The organism is Actinotignum timonense, assembly GCF_002860685.3.
Classification (GTDB): Bacteria; Actinomycetota; Actinomycetes; order Actinomycetales; family Actinomycetaceae; genus Actinotignum; species Actinotignum timonense.
In genome coordinates, this window is the sequence record NZ_CP136960.1 from 2236698 (window position 1) to 2257271 (window position 20574).

Annotated in this window: 14 protein-coding genes and 1 tRNA gene; 2 read left to right on the forward strand and 13 right to left on the reverse strand. The window is 62.3% G+C overall.

Going from position 1 to position 20574, the window contains the following annotated elements:
* Positions 1-106: 106 nt before the first annotated feature.
* Positions 107-1054 carry a Bax inhibitor-1/YccA family protein gene (locus tag CYJ17_RS09380; protein WP_234984467.1) on the reverse strand — a complete coding sequence of 316 codons (948 nt, stop codon included), beginning with the start codon at positions 1052-1054 and terminating at the stop codon, positions 107-109.
* 201 nt (positions 1055-1255) lie between these two features.
* Positions 1256-1329: transfer RNA gene (locus CYJ17_RS09385), tRNA-Leu, on the reverse strand.
* A gap of 181 nt (positions 1330-1510) precedes the next feature.
* On the opposite strand from CYJ17_RS09385, the gene nhaA reads away from it, so the two are divergent.
* On the forward strand, positions 1511-2875 hold the full coding sequence (gene nhaA / locus CYJ17_RS09390) for a Na+/H+ antiporter NhaA (RefSeq protein WP_087070451.1): 1365 nt from the start codon (positions 1511-1513) through the stop codon (positions 2873-2875).
* On the opposite strand, the gene CYJ17_RS09395 is transcribed toward nhaA, so the two are convergent.
* The 11 genes from CYJ17_RS09395 to CYJ17_RS09445 form a co-directional block, all read right to left on the reverse strand.
* Positions 2872-3894 (reverse strand): Ppx/GppA phosphatase family protein, encoded by a 1023-nt coding sequence (locus CYJ17_RS09395; RefSeq protein WP_087070450.1) that lies wholly within the window; start codon positions 3892-3894, stop codon positions 2872-2874. The genes nhaA and CYJ17_RS09395 overlap by 4 nt on opposite strands.
* 19 nt (positions 3895-3913) lie before the next feature.
* Entirely contained in the window at positions 3914-4507 is a 594-nt protein-coding gene (locus tag CYJ17_RS09400) for a DUF501 domain-containing protein (RefSeq protein WP_101595773.1), read from the reverse strand.
* Positions 4508-4509: 2 nt separating this feature from the next.
* Complete coding sequence (locus tag CYJ17_RS09405) at positions 4510-5490, reverse strand: FtsB family cell division protein (RefSeq protein WP_244899304.1); 981 nt, start codon at positions 5488-5490, stop codon at positions 4510-4512.
* Between the two features lie 646 nt (positions 5491-6136).
* The gene (locus CYJ17_RS09410; protein WP_087070276.1) at positions 6137-7213 is read right to left on the reverse strand and encodes an IS110 family RNA-guided transposase; all 1077 of its coding nucleotides are present in this window, start codon (positions 7211-7213) and stop codon (positions 6137-6139) included.
* Between the two features lie 582 nt (positions 7214-7795).
* A complete protein-coding gene (locus CYJ17_RS09415; protein WP_087069845.1) occupies positions 7796-9220 on the reverse strand; it encodes an IS3 family transposase in 1425 nt (474 codons plus the stop codon).
* A 230-nt stretch (positions 9221-9450) separates the two neighbouring features.
* Positions 9451-10767, reverse strand: coding sequence for a phosphopyruvate hydratase (gene eno, locus CYJ17_RS09420; protein WP_180948889.1), 1317 nt, complete (start codon positions 10765-10767; stop codon positions 9451-9453).
* Positions 10768-10987: 220 nt separating this feature from the next.
* Complete coding sequence (locus CYJ17_RS09425) at positions 10988-11332, reverse strand: hypothetical protein (protein WP_087070448.1); 345 nt, start codon at positions 11330-11332, stop codon at positions 10988-10990.
* Positions 11333-11474: 142 nt separating this feature from the next.
* On the reverse strand, positions 11475-13151 hold the full coding sequence (locus CYJ17_RS09430) for an LPXTG cell wall anchor domain-containing protein (RefSeq protein ID WP_087070447.1): 1677 nt from the start codon (positions 13149-13151) through the stop codon (positions 11475-11477).
* A gap of 377 nt (positions 13152-13528) precedes the next feature.
* Entirely contained in the window at positions 13529-17260 is a 3732-nt protein-coding gene (mfd, locus tag CYJ17_RS09435) for a transcription-repair coupling factor (RefSeq protein WP_101595450.1), read from the reverse strand.
* A gap of 159 nt (positions 17261-17419) precedes the next feature.
* A complete protein-coding gene (gene pth / locus CYJ17_RS09440; RefSeq protein ID WP_087070446.1) occupies positions 17420-18007 on the reverse strand; it encodes an aminoacyl-tRNA hydrolase in 588 nt (195 codons plus the stop codon).
* A 162-nt stretch (positions 18008-18169) separates the two neighbouring features.
* Positions 18170-18811, reverse strand: coding sequence for a 50S ribosomal protein L25/general stress protein Ctc (locus CYJ17_RS09445; RefSeq protein WP_087070445.1), 642 nt, complete (start codon positions 18809-18811; stop codon positions 18170-18172).
* A gap of 967 nt (positions 18812-19778) precedes the next feature.
* Between CYJ17_RS09445 and CYJ17_RS09450 the strand changes: the two genes are divergently transcribed.
* Positions 19779-20543 carry a hypothetical protein gene (locus CYJ17_RS09450; RefSeq protein ID WP_087070443.1) on the forward strand — a complete coding sequence of 255 codons (765 nt, stop codon included), beginning with the start codon at positions 19779-19781 and terminating at the stop codon, positions 20541-20543.
* The last annotated feature ends 31 nt before the right edge of the window (positions 20544-20574 follow it).

Consider the following 20574-nt stretch of genomic DNA (forward strand, 5'->3'; position numbering starts at 1 on the left):
AAACATCCGTCCCGGCCTTCGTTATCGCTATCAGCCTTAGTTCCGCAGTACTGCCAGTTCCCCGGCGCTAATCCTGCCCGCGGTACTGGCTAGTTCCGCGATTCTCTTAGTTCCTCGAGGAGGCGGCCAGGTAGGCCACGATGCGCAGCACTTCGAGGTAGATCCACAGCACCGTCATGACGATGCCGAAAGCTGCCGTCCACGCGAATTCCTTCGGGGCGTGGCGTTCCACCGCGAGCTTGGCGGTTTCCAAATCGGAGATGAGCACGTAACCGGCCACCGCGATCATGACCAGCCCGAGGATGATCCCCAGGTGGAAGCCACCCACCGTAATATTGCGCAGCGAGTTGGTCACGCCGGTCAGCATCAGGATGAGATTGACGAAGCCGAAGATAATGTAGGCGATCATAATGGTGAGGACCACCCGCCGGCCCTTGGCCGTGGTGCGGACCTTCCCGGACATGTGGAGGAATACCGCCACACCCACCACAATCGCGGTACCCAGAATCGCCTGGAAGGCCACCCCCGGGTAGAGAGTGTCAAAAGCATTGGTGATCGCGCCGAGGGCCACGCCCTGGAACAGGGAATAGGCAATGGAGATACCCGGGCCGACCATCGGGCGCCAGGCCCCGAACATGCCCACCGCGAAAGCGATGAGGGAAGCCGGAATCGCGAGCATCATCGCCGAATCCAGCGGTACGAAGAGCATGGTAGCCGCGCCGGCAACAATGGAGACCGCCAGCAGAATCGCGGTTTTCACCATGGCATCGTCGTAGGTCATGGTGGCAGTTGCCGGAGCCCCGAAAGTACCGGGCTGGCCGGAGCCGCCCGCGTACTGGTCATAGCCCTGCTGCGGATACGCCTGGCCAGAGCCCTGCTGATCGAAGCCGTACTGGTTGTACCAGCCGGGCTGCTCCGTACCGTAGCCGCTCGGCTGTTCATAAACACCCGGGCCGGCCTGGTAACCCTGGCGCGGTTCCGTTGCAATATTGCCACCGCGGAACTGCTGGTTCGGTGTGGCAGCACCCTTGCGGAAATACGGGTTGTTACTCATCACGGGATTCGACAAAATACCCTCCTGTATTGTGGTGGACCGCCGGATAGGCGGCCCGCCTACTGTCAGACGCGACCATCGTCCGGTTAGCATCCAGGTCATGTACAAACTTGGTTATAACTCGTCCAATATCGTCTCCAGGGTTATTCTCAAGCCCCTGCCTGAATTTTTCCTGAAAGACTTCTCGGTTTCCTCCATCAGTACCCCCGGACGGACTCGAACCGACACTGAACCGATTTTAAGTCGGGTGCCTCTGCCAATTGGGCTACGGGGGCTGAACATGCGAGCCCAACGGGCGCGTATGAACATCCCTAGAATACTACCTTGTTGCGCCACCCTGTAGAGTAGGAGGGATCCTAAGCGCGTCGCTTCACCGGCTTTACCTGCGTCGAGGGCCGCCCGCCGGTAGCTGCGCCGTCGTACCACCAAAACCTGGGCAGACAGAATCGAGAGGGAATGACACAGCGCGAGAACCGCGACACCACCGCGCACGAATCCGCCACCGCCGAAAGCGCCGAAACTCCGGAAACCACCGCGCAAACCGGGCAGCGCAAGCTCCGCACGGGGCTGCGCCGGGTGGGGAAACTCGCCGCACCGGTCACGCGTTACAGCCAGGCGCTGCGCAATGAATCTTTTGCCGGGCTGGTGCTGGTGATTTCCGCGCTCGTGGCGCTCATCTGGGCAAATTCCCCGGGCCGCGATACCTATTTCGCGCTGGCAGCCACAAAAATCGGGCCGGAAAGCTTGGGGCTCCACCTGGATCTGGCGCACTGGGCCGCGGATTTCGTGCTCGCGCTTTTCTTCTTCGTGGTGGGTATGGAACTCAAGCAGGAATTCACCATCGGCTCCCTCAACGACCCGCGCAAAGCGGCCCTGCCGGTGCTGGCCGCGCTCACCGGCATGCTCGGCCCCATCGGGGTGTATTGCGCCACCCAGGCGATTTCCGGCGCACATATTTATGATGGCTGGGCCATTCCGGTGGCCACCGATATTGCTTTCGCGCTCGGGGTGCTGGCGCTGGTGGGTAAAGGGCTGCCGAAAGCCGCCGGAATTTTCCTTATGACGCTCGCGGTGGCCGACGATCTGGGCGGAATTATCGTCATCGCGATTTTCTTCTCCGACGGCGTCAATTTCCTCTTCCTGGGCGGCGGTCTGCTGGTGGCGGCGCTTTTCGGCCTACTGTGCTGGAAAGGTTGGAACCGCTGGTGGCTGCTGTGGCCGCTGGCGTTGGTGTGCTGGTACTGCTTCTTCCGCGCCGGCGTGCACGCCACGATTTCTGCGGTGGTCCTCGGTTTCATGATCCCCACCTCCACCACCGACGCGGACGACACCCCGCTCACGGAACGCTATAGCGAACGGCTGATTTTCTGGTCGGCCGGGATTGCGCTGCCGATTTTCGCGTTCTTCGCCGCGGGCGTGAATATTACCGAGGCCGGCGGGATCACCGCGCTGCTCGCCGACCCGGTCGCTATCGGCATCTACCTGGGCCTCCCGCTGGGCAAATGCATCGGCATTTTCTGCGGCACCTGGCTTTTCGTGAAAGTCTTCCGCCTCAAATTGGGTGAGGGCCTGCACCTGGGCGATATTTTCCCCATGTCGATCCTGGCCGGCATCGGCTTCACGGTCTCGCTGCTTATCGCGCAGCTCTCCTTCGCGCCCACCGACCCGCACGAAGCCCACGCGCGCGTGGGCGTACTCCTCGGCACGTTACTTTCTGTAATTCTCGGGGCGCTCGCTACTCGGATACGGGTGCGGCATCACCGCGCTTCCGGTACCTTGCACGACGACGCCGCCCGCGGCAGCGCGGACCCGGCCGCCTAAACGACCGGCCGGGCGGGAGGCTGGGGTTCCCGAGCTGCCCAGAGGGCCAGGCCGTCAAGGATGTCGTGTTCCGAGGTGGTGATGGTGGAGAGCGGGCGGCCGGCGGCGCTGCGGCGCTGGGCGATGCGGCGCACCACTTCTTGCCAGACCAGCGCCCCGGCTCCGATCACGGGGGCACGCCCCGGGTGCATAAAGCCGAGCGCGGCGCGTTCCTCCAGGGGCGCGTGAATAAACCAGTCGGTGACCTTCTCAATATCGGCGAGTGGCATCGCGGTGCCGTGCACGGCCGCCGAATCGTAGGTATCGAGCCCGAGCCAGGTGGCGGTTACCGAGGTGACGGTACCGGCCACCCCGACCACCTCTTCGGCCTGCCCGAGGGGAACATGCTTTTCTGCTTCGTCCAAGGCCGCGCGAATATCGGCGCGGGCGCTTTCTAGTTCGGCCGGGGTGGGCGGATCGTGGCGCAGGTGGCGTTCGCGCATCCGCACCGAGCCAATATCCATGGAGTGGCTGGCGATCACGCTGCCGTCCGCGCGCCCGAGTACGAGTTCGGTGGAGCCACCGCCCAGGTCAATGAGGAGCACCGGGGAGGTCGGCGAGCTCAACGCCGAAATTGCGCCGGAGAAAGAGGTCTGGGCTTCTTGGGTACCGGTGAGCACCTGGGGGCGCACCCCGATCCGGGCCACGACCCCATCGAGGAAATCCGCCCGGTTGGAGGCATCGCGGGTGGCGGAGGTGGCGGCGAAACGAATGGAGGTCACTCCCGCTTCCCGGCACAGGCGCGCGTATATATCAACCTGGTTGAGGGTACGCTCAAGGGCTTCGGGGGCGAAGTGCCCGGTGGCATCCACGCCCTGGCCCAGGTACACAATTTCCATCTGGCGGGTTATATCGCTCAGGGAACTGCCGTCTTTTCCAGGAACGTCGGCGATGAGGAGGCGGATGGAATTGGTGCCGCAATCGATGCCGGCAACCCGCTGCGCAGGCGTGGTAGGCGTGGAGGTAACTGAAACCGCCATGGTCGGTTCTATGTCCTTTCTAGTGTGCTGCCGCGCTAGTTTCATCATCGCGGGAATTAGGCACGTCCTCGCAGTGGCAGGTGGTGCCATCCCAACCGACGAGGTCAAGGGCGCGATCCCCCAGCGGGCATACTCCCCGCCCCGCGCTCAGCGCGTAGCCGGCCAGCGCGTGCAAGCATTTTACCCGCTCGGGCATACCCCCGGCGGATACCCCGGCAATTTCCGGGACCTCACCGAGCAGGGAGCGGCGCGCTATATAGGATTCGTGGGCTGCCTGGTGGGCGGCCCGCAGTGCGGCGTCGTCGGATAGAGCAGCGGTCATGGTGGCCATTTCCCCGCGCGCTTCCAAGCGAGAAATTTCTTTGACCAGGTAGGGCAGGCACAGGTAGAAGAGGGTCGGGAAAGGTTCGCCGTGGCCGAGGCGCGGCAGGGTGATGGTGACCGCGGGGCGGCCGCAGGCGCAGCGTGCCCCGATGCCGACGAGGCCGCGCGGGACGCGCCCGAGCTGGGCGGCTACCTCGGCGCGGTCGGTGGGGCGCAGCGGGGTGGCGTTCGCGGCGATGCGGGTGAGAAGCTCGGGGGTGACGTCGCGCTCGGTGAGGACATCGGTCATGCTTATTCTCCTTCGGGGGCGGGCGCGGTATCTTGGGCAGGCGCGGTATTAGGGTCCTGGTTTGCGGCGTCTTCCGGCGCGGGTTCTTCTGCGGGCAGTTCTGCGGGTTGTTCTGCCGGGGCGGGAGCCGAGCTGTCCGCCGGTGTTTCACCTGCCGGCTGCGTGGCGTTATCCGGTTGCGGCGTGGGCGGCGTGTACATCGGGGCTTCGTCCGGGTTATCAATCTGCCCGTCCACAGAATTACCCGCGATGGTGATGGAATCCCAGCCGGTAATGTACCACGGGGTATTCGCGCGGCGTTCCCGATTGACGGTGGCCACGCGTTCTTCCAGCTGCTCCTGGGCGGTGCCCTCATTCGGATCCGCGCCCACGAAGAGCCGCTGGCCGGGAACAACGTAACCGAGCCGCACCCGAGCCTGGGCCCGCACGTAATCCGGGTCGTTCCACAGGGCTTTTTCCACTTCGAGCTCCCGGGTGTGCTGCTGCACATTTTCCAGCTCCGCGCGCACCGCCCGCAATTCGTGCTGCTGTTCTGAGAAACGCGAAACCGTGGGGGTCACAATAATAATGGCGAGGATCGCGAAAAGCGCGATGGCCACCGCACGCAGGCTCACGGTGTGCTGGCGCTGACCGGATTCCACTTTTATGGCGCGGCGCTGGCCTTTTTGCCCGGCTTTCTTCCCCCGCGAACCGCCCGGCCCGGAATGGCTGGTTTTATCCGAGCGGTTAATGGTGGCTTGGCGCTGATTGCCGCCCTGCCACGGCTTCCCTCCGGTGCGGGGCTTGGTTCCGGGCCGCGGGGCAGCCCCCGGGCGTGATGACGTTTCACTGCGGTAAGCGGCCCCGGCCCGCGCCGGGGAGCTGGCTGAACGAGCAGCTGAGTGAGGTGATCGAGCTGTGCGGGCTGAGCGTGCCTGCGCATCGCCGCCCGCTCCCCTACCGGGTCGCTTCGGTTTCCGACTACCTGCTTTACCGCGCGGCATGAGGTCGGATGCTTTTCGCGGGGTACCACTTGAGTGGGGGTTCGCCCCGGCTTCCCGGGGATTCAGCGCCGCATCTCGGGGGCGCAGCGCAGCATCCCTGCGTTTCAGCGCCGCGCCGCGGCGCTTCGCCTGATTTCCTTGGTTCGCTTCAGATCCTTGATTCCCCTGAACTCCGCGCGCGGAGATGCGGCGGTTGCGCTCAGGGCGCGAGGGTGGACGGCGAACACTCATGACTACCAGTCTAGGCGCCTGGCATCACCGCCCGCGAATAGGGCGCGCCCCCGCCAAGCTCACACAATGCATCCGGGTGATCAAGTCCCTCACAGGATGCAACCTCACGGCAGCGAGCCCCACAGGATTCAACCTGGCGACATCAAAACAATTTCTTAACGTAGCTGCCGTTGCACTTTGATTTCGACAAGCCTCAGCGACCAGCCCGCGCGAATCTCACGAGCCTCACGAAACCTCAATAGTCACACCAGCACCTGGGGAGGGGGCATGTGTTGTCCGCGCTGTAGTGCATATGTCGTACATGCGAAGTACACCTCGGAAAAACACCCCCGCCTCCCGCCGGGGCGGTGAACCGGCGGGAGCCAAAGTGCGCATTTCGAACCGTGCCCCCGTCAAGTGACGCTTCTATATGTTGTCAAGAGGCAAGTACGGTTTCCTCGGCACGCATATGCCTGGTCAAGAGGCGATACACCCGCCGGGCCAGGTAGCGTTTAAGCACACGTATAACCTCGCGTTTCGTTTTCCCCTCACCAAGGCGCTTTTCCACATACGCCCGGGTTTCCTCATCCGACCTCATACGCACTAACACCGCCATATGTAAAGCATAATTCAACGCCCGATCCCCACCCCGACTAAGCCGATAACGTACCGTGTTACCCGAACACGCCGGAATCGGACACACACCCGCTAGGGAAGCGAAAGCCGCCTCACTACGAACACGCCCAGCATGGGAAAACGAGACAATGATCTGCCCGGCAGCAAAAGGCCCTATTCCCGGTAAATCAAGTAAAAGCGGGGCCACTAGCTGGACAATCATCTTGATCTGCCCCAAATTCTCCTCCAGACACTTTCCAAGGTCGAGGATACTTTGAGCCCAACGCCGGGCTTCTTGCTTAGCGATCACCATCTGGATATCCTCACCAGGAACATTCTCTAACCTAGCCAGGCCGCTAATCTGGGCGGTAGTGAGAGGCCGGCGGGCATCCACCCCCACATCGATTGTCCGCACGAGTGCGGTTAGGGCGTTTATTTGCGCGGTTTTCGTGCGTGTGAGTTGGCGCCGGCTTGCCATGAGGATACGTAAGGCTTCACGCTCTGTGCCTTGCCTGGGGATGGTCAGGGCGTTTTCCTCGAGTTTCAAGGCCCGCCAGGCGATGTGGTAGGCATCGATCTTATCGGTTTTAGGTTGGTAGCGGCCCTTCCCGTCCGGGCGGGGTGCTTCCACCACGGTATAGCCCTTGCCTTGAAGGAAACGGGTGAGGGTGGCCCCATACGAGGCAGTGCCTTCCACCACGATAAGCACATTAGCGGTGTCCTTAGTGGCGTGTTTCGTGATCCAGGTGGCGGCTCGGGTATGCCCGGGCGTGGTGTTCGCGAAGGCCTGGTTGATGACCTCGATGCCGGTGGGGCATTCCAGGATGGAGAACACGTGTTTTTTCGCGTGGGTGTCCACCCCGATGACGTATGTGTAGTGGTGTGCGACAATTGCCATGTGGATACAGCCCTTTCTTGGTTGTGTCTATCGGGTGTCTGTCCCGGCGCCCTGGCGGGAGTTCGTTTTCCTTTTCAGGGTTGGTTCATCGGCATCACTGTGGAGAGTCACACTCTTGGTGGACGTGCTTCTAATCAGGCCAGTATGAACCGGCCGGGACAGGCCATAGCCATGGTGGCGGCCATGTCACTTCCAAGACACTCCCGCGTGTTTTCCAGGCTGTTTAGGCCTGGTGCGGGCAGGTCAGCGCGTAAGCGGGGCACGCCACCGTGGCTATGATCTATCCTGCCAGCCGATCCCAGATCAGCTACACACAAGTCTCACAGCGCGTTAGAGACAGGAAATCGCCCCAAAACGGTGCTCTTAAGCGCACTTCATTTCGGGGCCGCCGGGGCTAACCCGCTGACACCCGCCGCTACCCAACAAAGTGGTACTCCACGACAGCGGAACGAACAGAGTGGTACTGCACGACAGAAAATCGGGTGTTGGCTGTAGCTCCAGTACCACTTTGTGAACCGCCCCGATGATAGGCGGTCAGTTCTGCCGTTCAGGCTTATAGGACAAAAAGGGGCTGCGGACTGTTTATTGGACATTATCGCTTAAAACCGCTTGACGATGCTCCACAATCGTTAAACCATCGAACTTCAAGGTAATACGCTTCTGGTTATAGAAGAACATATACTCGTCTATCGCCTCGCATAACTCATCGGTTGTAGCCCACTTCTTCCCGTGATAAATCTCGGTTTTCATCCGCCCGAAAAACCCCTCACAAGCAGAATTATCCGGACTACACCCCTTCTTCGACATCGACCGCGTCAACCCGTAACGCCGCGTAAGCTCAATCCAGGACACAGACCGGTAGTGGACTCCCCGATCCGAATGGATCACGAGTGGATGCTCACTCTGGCCGGCTTGTAGCTCGTTTAGACGCTGGTGCGGGAGGGTTGCCAGGGCGTTTTCAAGGGAGGAATCAGCCAACACTGAGGTTGGGTGTAATCCCCTCGTATACGCCACGACTTTCCCGTCATAACAGTCAATAATCGGGGAGAGATAAACCTTCCCGTTAGCTGCGTGGAACTCGCTGATATCCGTGAGCCAAAGCCGTCCGGGCTCATCAGCGTGGAAGTCACGCTCGACTAGGTTTTCCGGTGCCGGGCTGATCTCCCCGCCGTAACTAGAGTACTTCCGGCGTGCTTTGGCATACCTGACCGGGATTTCCTCTTCCCGCATCAAGCGCTGGATGACTTTCTCCGAGACCACATACCCAAGCTTTCTAAGCGCTAAACGGATACGCCGATACCCATACGTATACAAGCCCTCGCGCGCGATCTGAGCGATCAACTCACGCAAGCGAGCATGCTTGTCAGGCCGCTCTAGCTGTTTAGCGGTGTAATAGTACGAGCTTGCCGGCAAATCCAAGGTATCTAAGACCATGGCTAGCGGCGTGGTAGAGCGTAGCTGGTTAGCTACCCGTGTTTTCTCTACCGCTTCACTGCGCCCGCCTGTGCGGGCTTTTCCTTTTTTTGCTAGCTCGAGCTGGGCTTTCAAGACGCGTTTCTGCACGATTAAATCGGCTACAAGAGCACGTAATTCTTCCGGGTCTTGGGGTAGCTGGGCTTCCAGTTGGTGGCGGGTTTTCGCTTTGATCTGGTCGCATTCTTTCTCGTTCATGAGTCCTAGACTGCCTTCCGCATCCCACTTTTTAACCCAAGCATAGATGTTTGTGCAGTTCACGATTCCTAGATCCTGGGCGATAGTGTAGGCGTTTTCCCCGCTGCGGAATCGCTTGCAGGCAGTTACTTTCACGTCCGTTGATATTTTCTGGTTAGGGGCGTGTTTCTTCGGTTTTCTCTGCTCTGGTTTCTCGTTGCTATTCCGGATCCATTTGTAGAGCGTGTCTCGGCCTGGGTAGCCCAGTTTACGGACTGTGGCGGTTACCGATTGCGTGCGTTGGTAGGTGGTGAGGGCTTTACGGATCTGCTCTCTCGTGTACGTACGCTTACTCATTGAACGTTCTCCTTAAAAATCTCTAGGAAACCGTCCGCACCCCCAAATGACTGGCCGCACACCCGCCCCATAACAAAGCGCCGCCCCTTCCCCGAAGAGAAGGAGCGGCACTCAGCTCTATATATGCAAGCCAGCAGCGCTACGGGCAGACCAGCAGCCCTATCAGCAAGCAGCACACTATAAGCGAACCGGAAAACCGGCCACCCGGCTACTCGCCACCGGCTACCTGATTACCCAGCTAGCCAGCCCAGAGCTTCCAGAGCCTTAGGCCTTGAAAAGCGCGGGAAAGCAGCGCGACCGGCGTAGACTGCGTCTTCACCGAGTTCATCTTCGATGCGCAGCAGCTGGTTGTACTTGTTGATGCGCTCGCCACGGGCCGGAGCACCGGTCTTGAGCTGGCCGGAGTTGGTGGCCACCGCGAGATCCGCAATCGTGGTGTCCTCGGTTTCGCCGGAGCGGTGCGAGGTCATCGTGCGGAAGCCGTTGCGGTGCGCAAGCTCCACGGCTTCGAGGGTTTCGGTCAGCGAACCGATCTGGTTCACCTTCACCAGGAGCGCGTTCGCGGCCTTGGTTTCGATGCCCTTCTGGAGACGGGTGGGGTTGGTGACGAAGAGGTCGTCGCCAACGATCTGGACGCGATCACCGATTTCGGAGGTGAGCTTCTTCCAGGCATCCCATTCGTCTTCCGAGAGCGGATCCTCGATGGACACGAGCGGGTACTTCTCCACGAGCTCTTCGTAGTAGGCGATCATTTCGTCCGAGGACTTGGTGCCGCCCTCAAACTTGTAAACACCGTTCTCGAAGAATTCGGTGGCGGCAACGTCCAGGGCGAGACCGAAGTCCTTGCCCGGGGTGTAGCCAGCGCGCTCGATAGCTTCGACGATGAGGTCCAGAGCTTCGGCGTTGGAATCCAGGTTGGGGGCGAAGCCGCCCTCATCGCCCAGGCCGGTGGCCAGGCCGCGTTCCTTGAGAACGCTCTTGAGGGTGTGGTACACCTCAGCACCCCAGCGCAGCGCTTCCTTGAAGGTTTCGGCGCCGATCGGGGCGATCATGAATTCCTGGATATCAACGTTGGAATCGGCGTGCGAGCCACCGTTGAGGATGTTCATCATGGGAACGGGCAGGATGTGGGCGTTCGGGCCGCCAATGTAGTGGTAGAGCGGCAGGCCGGCCGATTCGGCGGCGGCGTGCGCCACGGCGAGGGACACGCCCAGGATGGCGTTCGCGCCGAGCTTGCCCTTGTTATCCGTGCCGTCCAGGTCAATGAGCAGCGCGTCAAGAGCGCGCTGATCGTTGGCGTCCATGCCAATGATTTCCGGAGCGATGATTTCATTCACCGCTTCCACTGCCTGCTCGACACCCTTACCGAGGTAACGACCCTTATCACCGTCACGCTTTTCCACGGCTTCAAAGGCGCCGGTGGACGCGCCGGAGGGAACCGATGCGCGCTTGTAGGTGCCATCATCCAGGACAACTTCAACCTCAACGGTGGGGTTGCCACGGGAGTCGAGAATTTCGCGGGCGTTAACTGCCTCAATGAATGCCACAGGTACTCCTTCATATAGACCGTGCCACATAGTTGTGGCTACCTGCGCGGAATATCCGCTGTTTCTATTGTCTCTCAAAACACCCGCGCGCGTCATGCTCAGGCCGTGATTAACTCGGCGTTTTCGCCCTGAGCCGCGAAGATTTTCGCCCACTCGGGACTTTGGCACCGCGCGCGAACCGCCCGGGTGCTAACTAGCTCACGAACGCGCGGGGAGAGTTTTAGTGCGCTGGGCTTTCTTCCGCTGCGCCGTTAGGTACGACGACGCCGCCCGCCCCGCTTTCTTCCTCTTTCACCACCGAGGTCAGCACGGGGTGAGCCAAGAAAGCAATGAGCGCGGCAACCCCGGCCAGCTGGAAGGTAAAGATATCCATGAGCACCTTGACCACATAGGCCAAGCCAACCTTGACCGGATCCGCGGTGCCAGCGGGAAGCTCATTGAGCTCCAGCATGGCGAAGGGCCCCGCAATCTGGAGGAAAATCGCGATGACCAGCAGCGCCCCCGCGACGCCGTACGTGCGCCGCGCAAAATTCTTGAGAAGATTCGGACTCACGTTCATCGTCATAACAACTCCTTTGTTGTGCTTCCTATCATCCTAGAGCAAAAAAATGAAACGTCACTAGTTTTTCAAAAAAGCGGGCCCGGCACGCGCTGGTATATCGCACGTGCCGGGCCCGCCCGAGCATCAGCTCATTTAATGGCCGCGTTTAGGCAGCACGACGACGCCGCACCGCGAGCGCCCCACCGGCGAGCAGGGCACCGGAGAGGAGCGCCAAGGAAGCGGCTTCCGCACCGGTATTCGGGAGCTTCTTCGCCGACTTCTTCACCACGGTCTTGCCGGGCTTAGCAGGAGTGGCCGGTTTGGCGGATCCTGCCGGGGCCGGGTCCGCGGGTGCCGGCGCAGTAGGTTGCGCGGGCGCGGTCGGATCCGCGGGCTGAGCCGGAGCGGTCGGCTGGGCCGGCTGCGTCGGTTCGGTCGGCTGCGCAGGCTGCGTCGGTTCGGTCGGCTGTGCAGGCTGCGTCGGTTCGGCCGGCTGGGTCGGGGCCGGGTCGGCCGGCGTGCATTCCTTGAGGGCGGAAACCTTCTGCACGATGCCACGCACGGTTGCCGCGTGTTCGGCAGTGATCTCAGTGAGCACGCCTTCGTCCACAACCGGCTTGAGCTTCTCGAGTGCCGCAGCGGTGGCTGCCTGAATATCGGCTTCGGCCTGGGTACGCGCGGCTTGCGGAGCGCAATCCAGCGCGGCTAGGGCCTTGAGCTGGGCGGCCTGTTCGGCTTCAATAGCGGCTTTTGCTTCACTCAGCTTGGTAGCCCAAGCATCAAGGAGCGGAAGCACATGGGAGAAGGTATCGGCAGCATAGTTATCCGGGGCAGCATCGAAAAGCTGCTGGGCCGCATTGCGCACCACCGGGTTCTGCAAGCCCGCGATGAGAGCAGCGGTATCAGCCTTGGCCTTGAGGGAGCCGGCCTTGCGGACCAGGTCACGCACCCGATCCGAGCTCTGCCCGTAGGTGGTTTTCACGCCGTTGAATTCTTTTTCACCGGAGATAATCCAGCGCAGCTGTTCCAGGCGAGCATAATCGGCATCCCCAAGCGGGGTAATGGTGGCGGGATCAATATCCTTCCACCACGTCTTACCGGTCAGCTTCTCAGCTTCGGGGCGGTACGCGGTAGCTTCACGCAGGTAAGCAACGTCCTTCTTGAGCTGGGCGAGGGTCTCCGCATCAATATAGGAAACATCCCCGTTGAGCACCGCGTCACCGGCGATAATCATCTTCTCGTAAGCTTCGAGGTTCTGCAGCACAATAATGCCGTTGAGGCACTGGTTGAATTCCTTACTCTTGCCCTGCTTGGCGAGGTCGATGCAGGAACGAATCTTCTGAACGACTTCGCTCTTATTTCCGGCCGCGGACTTCTGGAATTCTTCGTTGACCCGGCGATCCATTTCCGCAACGGTCTTGGCCGTCTTGGTCACTTCAACAATCGCCTTGTCCAGGTCAGATACCCCGTTGGAGTAGGCATTCACATAGGCTTGCGCAGCCGCAACGAAGCGCTGATCCACATAGGCCTTGGAATAGTGAGAGGCCTGATTCTGCAGCGCACTGACCATCCAGGCATCGGCCTGCTCGGCCGGGGTAGCCCCCAGGGCTTCGTTAATCTTGCCCGCGGCGTAGTCGGCGGTGCTGGTATCAGCAGCGGCGGCATCTGCCGGCGCGCCCGCACCGCCAGCGCCCGCAGCTCCGGCACCCGAAGAGGCATCTGAAGCAACCGGCGCGGTGGCTCCGTTCGGGCTCGTCGAATCCGCGAAAGCCGCGCCCGCGCCGCCCAGCATCACCGTGCAGGCGGTCGCGGCAGCCACGACACCTCTGAGTACTTTCTTCATATTCTTCCTTACGCTAAGAGCAGCCACTCCACAGGGCCACCACCATCGGTGCCGTTGCGTCATCCCGTATCTTGGATTTAGGCGCCCTTAACGAACATAAACACACGAGCACGCCAGCTTTCCACGCGGGTACCCGCAGCTCATCCCATCTATTCCACCGCCACAACGTACGATTTAATTTATCAAATCACGACAGGATTGATAAAGGTACTTCAAAATCACAATCGTCACAAAGGTAAGCATGCGGGTAGGCCAGCGAGCCGGGAACACCGGCTACACCGCGTGACGAAGCCCGCTGGGGCATCCCGAAACGGGCCCTATAGTACAACCCCGGAACCTCGGCCACACGTCCGGAATAACCCGCGGCGGCCCCGCCGCTACCCCACCGAGGAAATAAATACCGCGGTAATGAGATGGGACACCCAGTCAAGCAGGTCATCACCTTCCATGGGCGCACCGCTCCCGAGGCGCGCGGAGGTCTGCGCCACCCCGAGCGTTCCGGGGCGAAGGCCGCCCGCTCCAGCGCGCGTGCTTCCCCCGGCAGCGCCCCCGCCGCTTCCCGCGGCGGGCGCCGGCGGGACAGGCACCATGAGGACTCGAACCGCGGGCTTGAGCATCGCCCCCGGATACAGGCGCTTGAGGCGCGCCTGCCGGGAATCGGGCAGCGCCACCGGCGTGAAACGCACATTGCGCCCCATCTGGGTAATTTCCTCCAGCCCGGCACTGCGCGCCAGGTCACGCAGCTGCGCGATCCGGAAGAGCCGCGCTGCCACCTCGGGAATCTCCCCGTAGCGGTCGCGCAATTCCGCGCGAATTTCCTCGCGCTGGGCCTCCCCGCGCGATGCCGCCAACTTGGTGTAAATTTCCAGCCGCAACCGTTCGGAAGGCACGTAATCCTCGGGTAGGTAGGCTTCCACCGGCAGCTCGATGCGCACATCGCTACTGGCGTCGTCGTCGCCCGGAATCTCCCCGCGCATTTTCGCGACCGCTTCGGAGACCATGCGCACGTACAAATCGAAACCGACGCCCTCGATGTGGCCGGATTGTTCGCCGCCGAGCATATTGCCGGCCCCGCGGATTTCGAGGTCTTTCATGGCGACCTGCGTGCCGGCCCCGAGGTCGGTATTCGCGGCGATGGTGCGCAGGCGTTCCAGGGACGTTTCCGTGAGCGCGCGGTCCGGGTCGTACAGGAAATACGCGTAGGCGCGCTCGCGCCCGCGGCCCACGCGCCCGCGCAGCTGGTGGAGCTGGGAAAGCCCGAGCTTATCGGCATTATCCACAATAAGCGTATTCGCATTGGAAATATCGAGGCCCGTTTCCACGATGGTGGTGCAGATGAGGACGTCGATCTCGTGGTTCCAGAAATTCTGAATAACATTTTCCAGATCGCGTTCGCTCATTTTTCCGTGGGCGACGGCGATGCGCGCCTCGGGCACCAGCTCGCCGAGCTGCGCGGCCACCCGGCCCATATCCCCCACCCGGTTATGCACGTAAAAAACCTGGCCGTCGCGCAGCAACTCGCGGCGAATCGCGGCGCTGATCTGGCGATTTTCCCGCGCGCCCACATAGGTGAGAATCGGGTGGCGCTCCTCGGGCGGGGTGGCCAGGGTGGACATTTCCCGCACCCCCGTGACCGCCATTTCCAGCGTGCGCGGAATCGGGGTGGCCGACATCGAGAGCACATCGATATTCGGGTACATCTGCTTGAGGGTCTCTTTATGTTCGACGCCGAAACGCTGCTCCTCGTCAATCACCACCAGGCCGAGGGCTTTGAAACGCACATTTCCCGTGAGTAGGCGGTGGGTACCGATCACCACATCGATACTGCCGTCGGCCAGCCCCGCGATGACCTCATCCGATTCGCGCGCGCTCTGGAAACGCGAAAGCGCCGCCACCCGCACCGGGAAGCCGGCGTAGCGTTCCTCGAAAGTCTCGCGATGCTGCTCCACCAGCAGGGTGGTGGGCACCAGAACCGCCACCTGGCGGCCATCCTGCACCGCCTTGAAAGCCGCCCGCACCGCGATCTCCGTTTTGCCGTAGCCCACATCCCCGGAAATAAGGCGATCCATGGGGACCGGTTTTTCCATATCTGCTTTCACTTCGTCGATAGTGTGCAGCTGATCGGGGGTTTCCACGTAGGCGAAAGCGTCCTCCAGCTCGCGCTGCCAGGGCGTATCCGGCGAAAATGCGATACCCGGGGTGGCCATGCGCTGCGCGTAGAGGCGAATAAGCTCCGAAGCAATTTTGCGGGTGGCAGCGCGGGCCTTCGACTTGGTTTTCTCCCAATCGGCCCCGCCCATTTTATTGAGGCTCGGGGATTCCCCGCCCGAATACTTCGAGACCTGGTCAAGCTGATCGGTGGGCACCCAGAGCTGATCGGGCGGCCCGCCGCGCCGCGACGGCGCATACTCGAGAACAATATATTCGCGCTGCCCGCCTTTACCACCAATCGCGCGTTTTTCCATCCGCACGAAACGGCCCACCCCGTGGCGATCATGCACCACAAAATCCCCGGGAGTTAGCGAGAGCGGATCAACGGCATTCTTGCGGCGCCGCTTGGGCAGCGTGCGCATATCCCGCGTGGAGGAACCGCCCCGCCCGGTCAGATCCGCACCCGCGTACACCCCGAGCTGCTGACCTTCCATAACGAAACCCTCGGCGATGGGGGCGGCCACCACGTAAACCACCCCGGGTTCGAAGTGCGCGGGGAGCTCCGCTACCGCGCTGGCGGGAACGCCCAGCTCACCGAGCTGTTCGGCGTAGCGGCGCGCCAAGCCCGGCCCGTCCACCACGAGCACCTGACGCACCCCGCGCCGTGCCTGCTCCCCGATAGCGGCGAGAGCCTCATCAACTTTCCCGAGGAATTTGCGCGGTTCGCGCGCCGCGACAGCGGCGCCGGCGTCGTCGTTCTTGGTGGTGCCCCCGGTGGAAGTGACGTTGCCGGAAAAGCCGCCGAGCGTCCACCAGGCCTGGCCGCGTTTCAGCGCTTCCGCCCGGGTCGCCGCGACAGTCGCGAAACTCGCCGCATTGGCCTGCACCGGAGGCGTACCACCGGCCGCTGCCGCGCTCCAGGCCGCCGCCAGGAATTCCTCCGTGGTGGCGATGAGCGATTCGGCGCGCTGGTCCACGCGCTCCGGCTCGATAATGAGAAGGCGGGCGGTGGCGGGAAGCACGTCCACGACGGCGTCCATGCCGTCCACGAGCACCGGCGTGAGGGATTCCATGCCCTCCGGGGCGATGCCGGCGGCGATTTTGTCGAGCATATCGGTGGCGCCGGGCAGCTCGCTGATGAGCGAGCGGGCGCGGGTGCGCACCGATTCAGTGAGGAGAATTTCGCGGCAGGGCGGGGCGTAGAGTTCTTCGCGCTCCTCCATGGAACGCTGGTCGCCCACGGAGAAGGTGCGGATTTCGTCCACGGTATCGCCGAAGAATTCCACGCGGATCGGGTGGCGTTCCGTGGGCGGGAAAACGTCCAGAATTCCGCCGCGCACCGCGAATTGGCCGCGGCGTTCCACCATATCAACCCGGGTGTAAGCAGCGTTTACCAGCGCATTTTCCACCTCCTCCATGGGGGCGTCCTCGTTGAGGCGAATGCGCACCGGCGCCAGATCGCCCAGACCGCGGGTAATGGGCTGAAGCAGCGCGCGCACCGGCATAATGAGCAGGCGCAGCGGCTCGAATTCCTCCGGATGGGCCAGGCGGCGCAGAGTGAGGAGGCGGCGAGCCACCGTATCCGAACGCGGGGACAGGCGCTCGTGCGGGAGCGTTTCCCAGGAGGGGAACACCGCGATCTGCTCGGCCGGAAGGTAGGCGCGCATCGCGCCCTCAAGGATTTCAGCCTCCCGCCCCGAGGCGGTGATGGCCACGTGGAGGGGCGCGGGGGTGGTGGTTTCCGCGGTGGGGTTTTTCGGTGCGGCGGTTTCTGGTGCGGCGGCCGTGCCGGTTTGCCGAGCCGCGCTTTCCGAGGCATTCGCGCGCGCGAGGTACGCCAGGGCCGGCGGCACCACCCCGCGCGGCATCGGAATATCCAGGCGGGTGGCGGTCGAGGCGGCGGCGCCACTCAGGGCGGGATCGGCGCCGATGAGCGGCAGCAAGGATTCTAATTGCACGGGACGCTCGTTTCCTTCCTCGTCCTTCTGGGGTTTCGGTTCTCGCTCGGCGCCGCGCGGGCGCGGTGCCGGCGATTTAGCGCGCAGCGCGGGCGGTTCGGTGCCGTATTCGCGCGGATCCGCGCCGTATGCCGCGGCGCCGCCGCTCCACGCCGCAGGTTAATGCTTCGTATGCAAACGCATCGTGGCGCTTTCCAGCCCGTTGCGCAGCACATCCTCCACGGCATCCGCGGCCTGCGCGATAAGCACATCAAGCTCCTTGCGCTCCGTCGAGCTAAAGGGCCGCAGCACAAAATCGGAAGGGTCCTGGCGCCCGGGCGGCCGGCCGATACCGAAACGCAGCCGAATATAATCCTTCGAGCCCGTGGACTGCGAAATCGACTTGAGCCCGTTATGCCCGCCTTCGCCCCCGCCGCGCTTGAGGCGCAGAGTCCCGAAGGGGAGATCAAGCTCATCGTGAACCACAATAAGATTCTCCACCGGGCAGTCGTAATAGCGCAGCAGCGCGCTGACCGGCCCGCCCGACGTATTCATATAGCACTGGCACGTGGCAAGAATGACCTGCTCACCGGCCTGCCCGGGCGCCACCCCGACCCGCGCCGAAAGCTGGTTCGTCTGGGTGGCGCCGTGCGAGCGCAACTGCCCCCCGCAACGCGCGGCGAGCTCCGCCACCACCATATGCCCACAATTGTGGCGAGTTCCGGCATAGGTAGCACCGGGATTGCCTAATCCAACAACAGCGTACATGCGTTCCTCCTGTGCATATTCAACCGTACCCGCTTGCCCGGGATTGTTCCGCCTCTGCGTACTTCATATTTTTTACGACGACGCCGACACGGCACGCGGCCGCGGACATTGCGTCCGCGGCCGCGTAAGAGTCACTCGTGGCGAGTGAGGTGCATCGCCGAATTACTCGCCGGCACCTTCGGAAGCTGCCGCTTCTTCGGCTGCTTCTTCTGCCTGAGCTTCGGCCATGGCGGCGTCGGCTTCTTCCAGAGCCTTATCAACCTGGGGCTCCATGACCAGGGACACGATTTCTTCGCCATCGACCAGGGCTTCCACATCCTCGGGAAGCTTGAGGTCGGCCACGGTCACGCGGGCGCCATCTTCGAGACCTTCCACATTGACCTCGATGGATTCCGGAATATCGATCGCCGGGGCGGAGACCAGGATATTGAGGAGTTCCAGGGTGTTGATAAGGCCGGGAGCCGGTTCGCCCACAACGACCACCGGAATTTCAACCTCGACCTTTTCGTCGCGCTTGACGCGCAGGAAGTCCACATGCTCGATGGAGCGGGAGAGCGGGTTACGCTGAATGTCCTTGACCAGCGCGAGGGTCAGTTCACCGTCGATGGTGAGGCTGACCAGGGCATTCGGATTGCCCTTGACCGCGAGGAACAGATCGTGAGCATCCAGGTGCACGTGCACCGGCTCGATTCCGTGCCCGTAAAGCACGGCGGGAACGCGCCCATCGCGGCGCAGGCGGCGGGCCGCGCCCTTGCCAAATTCATCACGGGTTTCGGCAGTCAGCTTCGCAGCATCAATAGCCATGATTCTCCTTCGTCAGATTAGCGGTCACCCACATGGCGGGCTGACCTCGATATTGTCGATATGAACACCCGCGCCGCGCACGCCGCGCCGGGTGGTGGCCTCGTTAAAGCAGGCCACCCGAAGGAGCGCCTGCCGCGTCGATAACGGAAGAGTCCGCGAGCGCGAATCCCGATTCCCAGCTCCCCTGCCCCGCAGGCTTACCAGAATCGCCATCCCGTAGACCGGGCGATTCCCCAATTCAACGACCGGGTGATTCCGCGCTTCGAGCTCCCTCCCTCGCCGAAGCAACGCCGTCAATTTTAGGGCGACGGCGGCAAAAAACAAAGTTTTTTGCCGCTCCTCACACACCCGCGCCCTTCCTGCCCCACCAACGCCTCACATTCCGAGGCACTCCACGGCCCGAACCCGGAACACCCCCGCTGCCACACCACCAACTCCGCCAGAATCCGCCTAGCCAGCTGGCGCCGTCGTCGTACCACCCCCTCCCCCACACGCAAAACGTGCATTTTGAACCTTAAGGCCCACAGAATGTACATCCTGGACATTAAAACGCCGAAAAACTGTCACCCACGTACATTTTGTTTTGGCGCACCTGCGGAGGCACGCTAGCGGCACCTTCCAGCGATTCCCAGTCAACTTTCACTTGTGGATAACCGCTTGTTCCTGTGGATAGAGGCTTGCCCAAATGGCCGCGAGGCTCGATACTCGCCCCATGAGCAAACGACTACGAGATCTTCCACCACATCCTCCCATCTTTAGCCTCCCGCAGCTCGATAAGCTTGGGCTACCTCGGTCCTTCACCCGACATCGGTGTTTTGAGCGGCTAGCACCCGGAATTTATCGGGATTCCAAACGTGACATAACGGAAGTCGACGTGCTTATTGCTCTCCTTCATAAATTTCCTACAAGCGTGGTAACAGGGATCTCCGCAATGCGCCTTTGGGGATTGCCACTGCCACCTCGTCTAGTGACATGGGACAGCTCTAAACCCGTAGCCCTCTCATCCCCTTCAAAAAACTACCCACATGCACACCCCCTCATCCGCTGGGATCGCACGCAACTGCTGGACAGCGACATCGAAACGATCCGCACGCCCGGCGGGGATCTGCGCATCGCCTCCCGCCCCCGCGCTGTGCTGGCGAGCGTGCCGGACCTATCGTTTTACCAGCTCATCGCGGCAATTGACGCGCTCCTGCGCATTCCTCGCCGGCGCTTCGAGGGGAGGTCGGCGCCCTACGCCACCCGCGAGGGACTGGAGGCTTTCCTGGCCGAACACCCAAGCTGGAATTTTGTGGCGCACTTCCGCTCGGCGCTGGCCTGGGCGAGGATGGGCGCGGATTCGCCGATGGAAACCCTGCTGCGGCTCCTTATCGCCATGGCGGGATTCCCGGAACCGCGCCTCAACCAGCGGCTTCTCGCCCCGGACGGCTGCCCGCTCGGCCAACCGGATATGCTTTTCGAGGAGCAGCGCATCATTGTGGAGTACGACGGCGCACCTCACCGAGACGCCTCCCAGCAGGTCAAGGATCGCCAGCGGCGCGAGCTCCGCACCAGCTACGGCTGGATCGAACTGCAGGTTTTCCACCCGGATCTCCACCTCCCTCGGCGGCTCGTCCGCATGATGTTCAACCCGGGCAGACCCGCGCTTCCGCGTATTTCGAGCCGCGAAGTTCCCGCAACCGCTCGCCTGGCCGAGGCATTCCGCCAGCGCGGGTGGCGGGTGAAGAACTGAGCGGCGGCGAGTGAGGAACTGAGAAACTGGC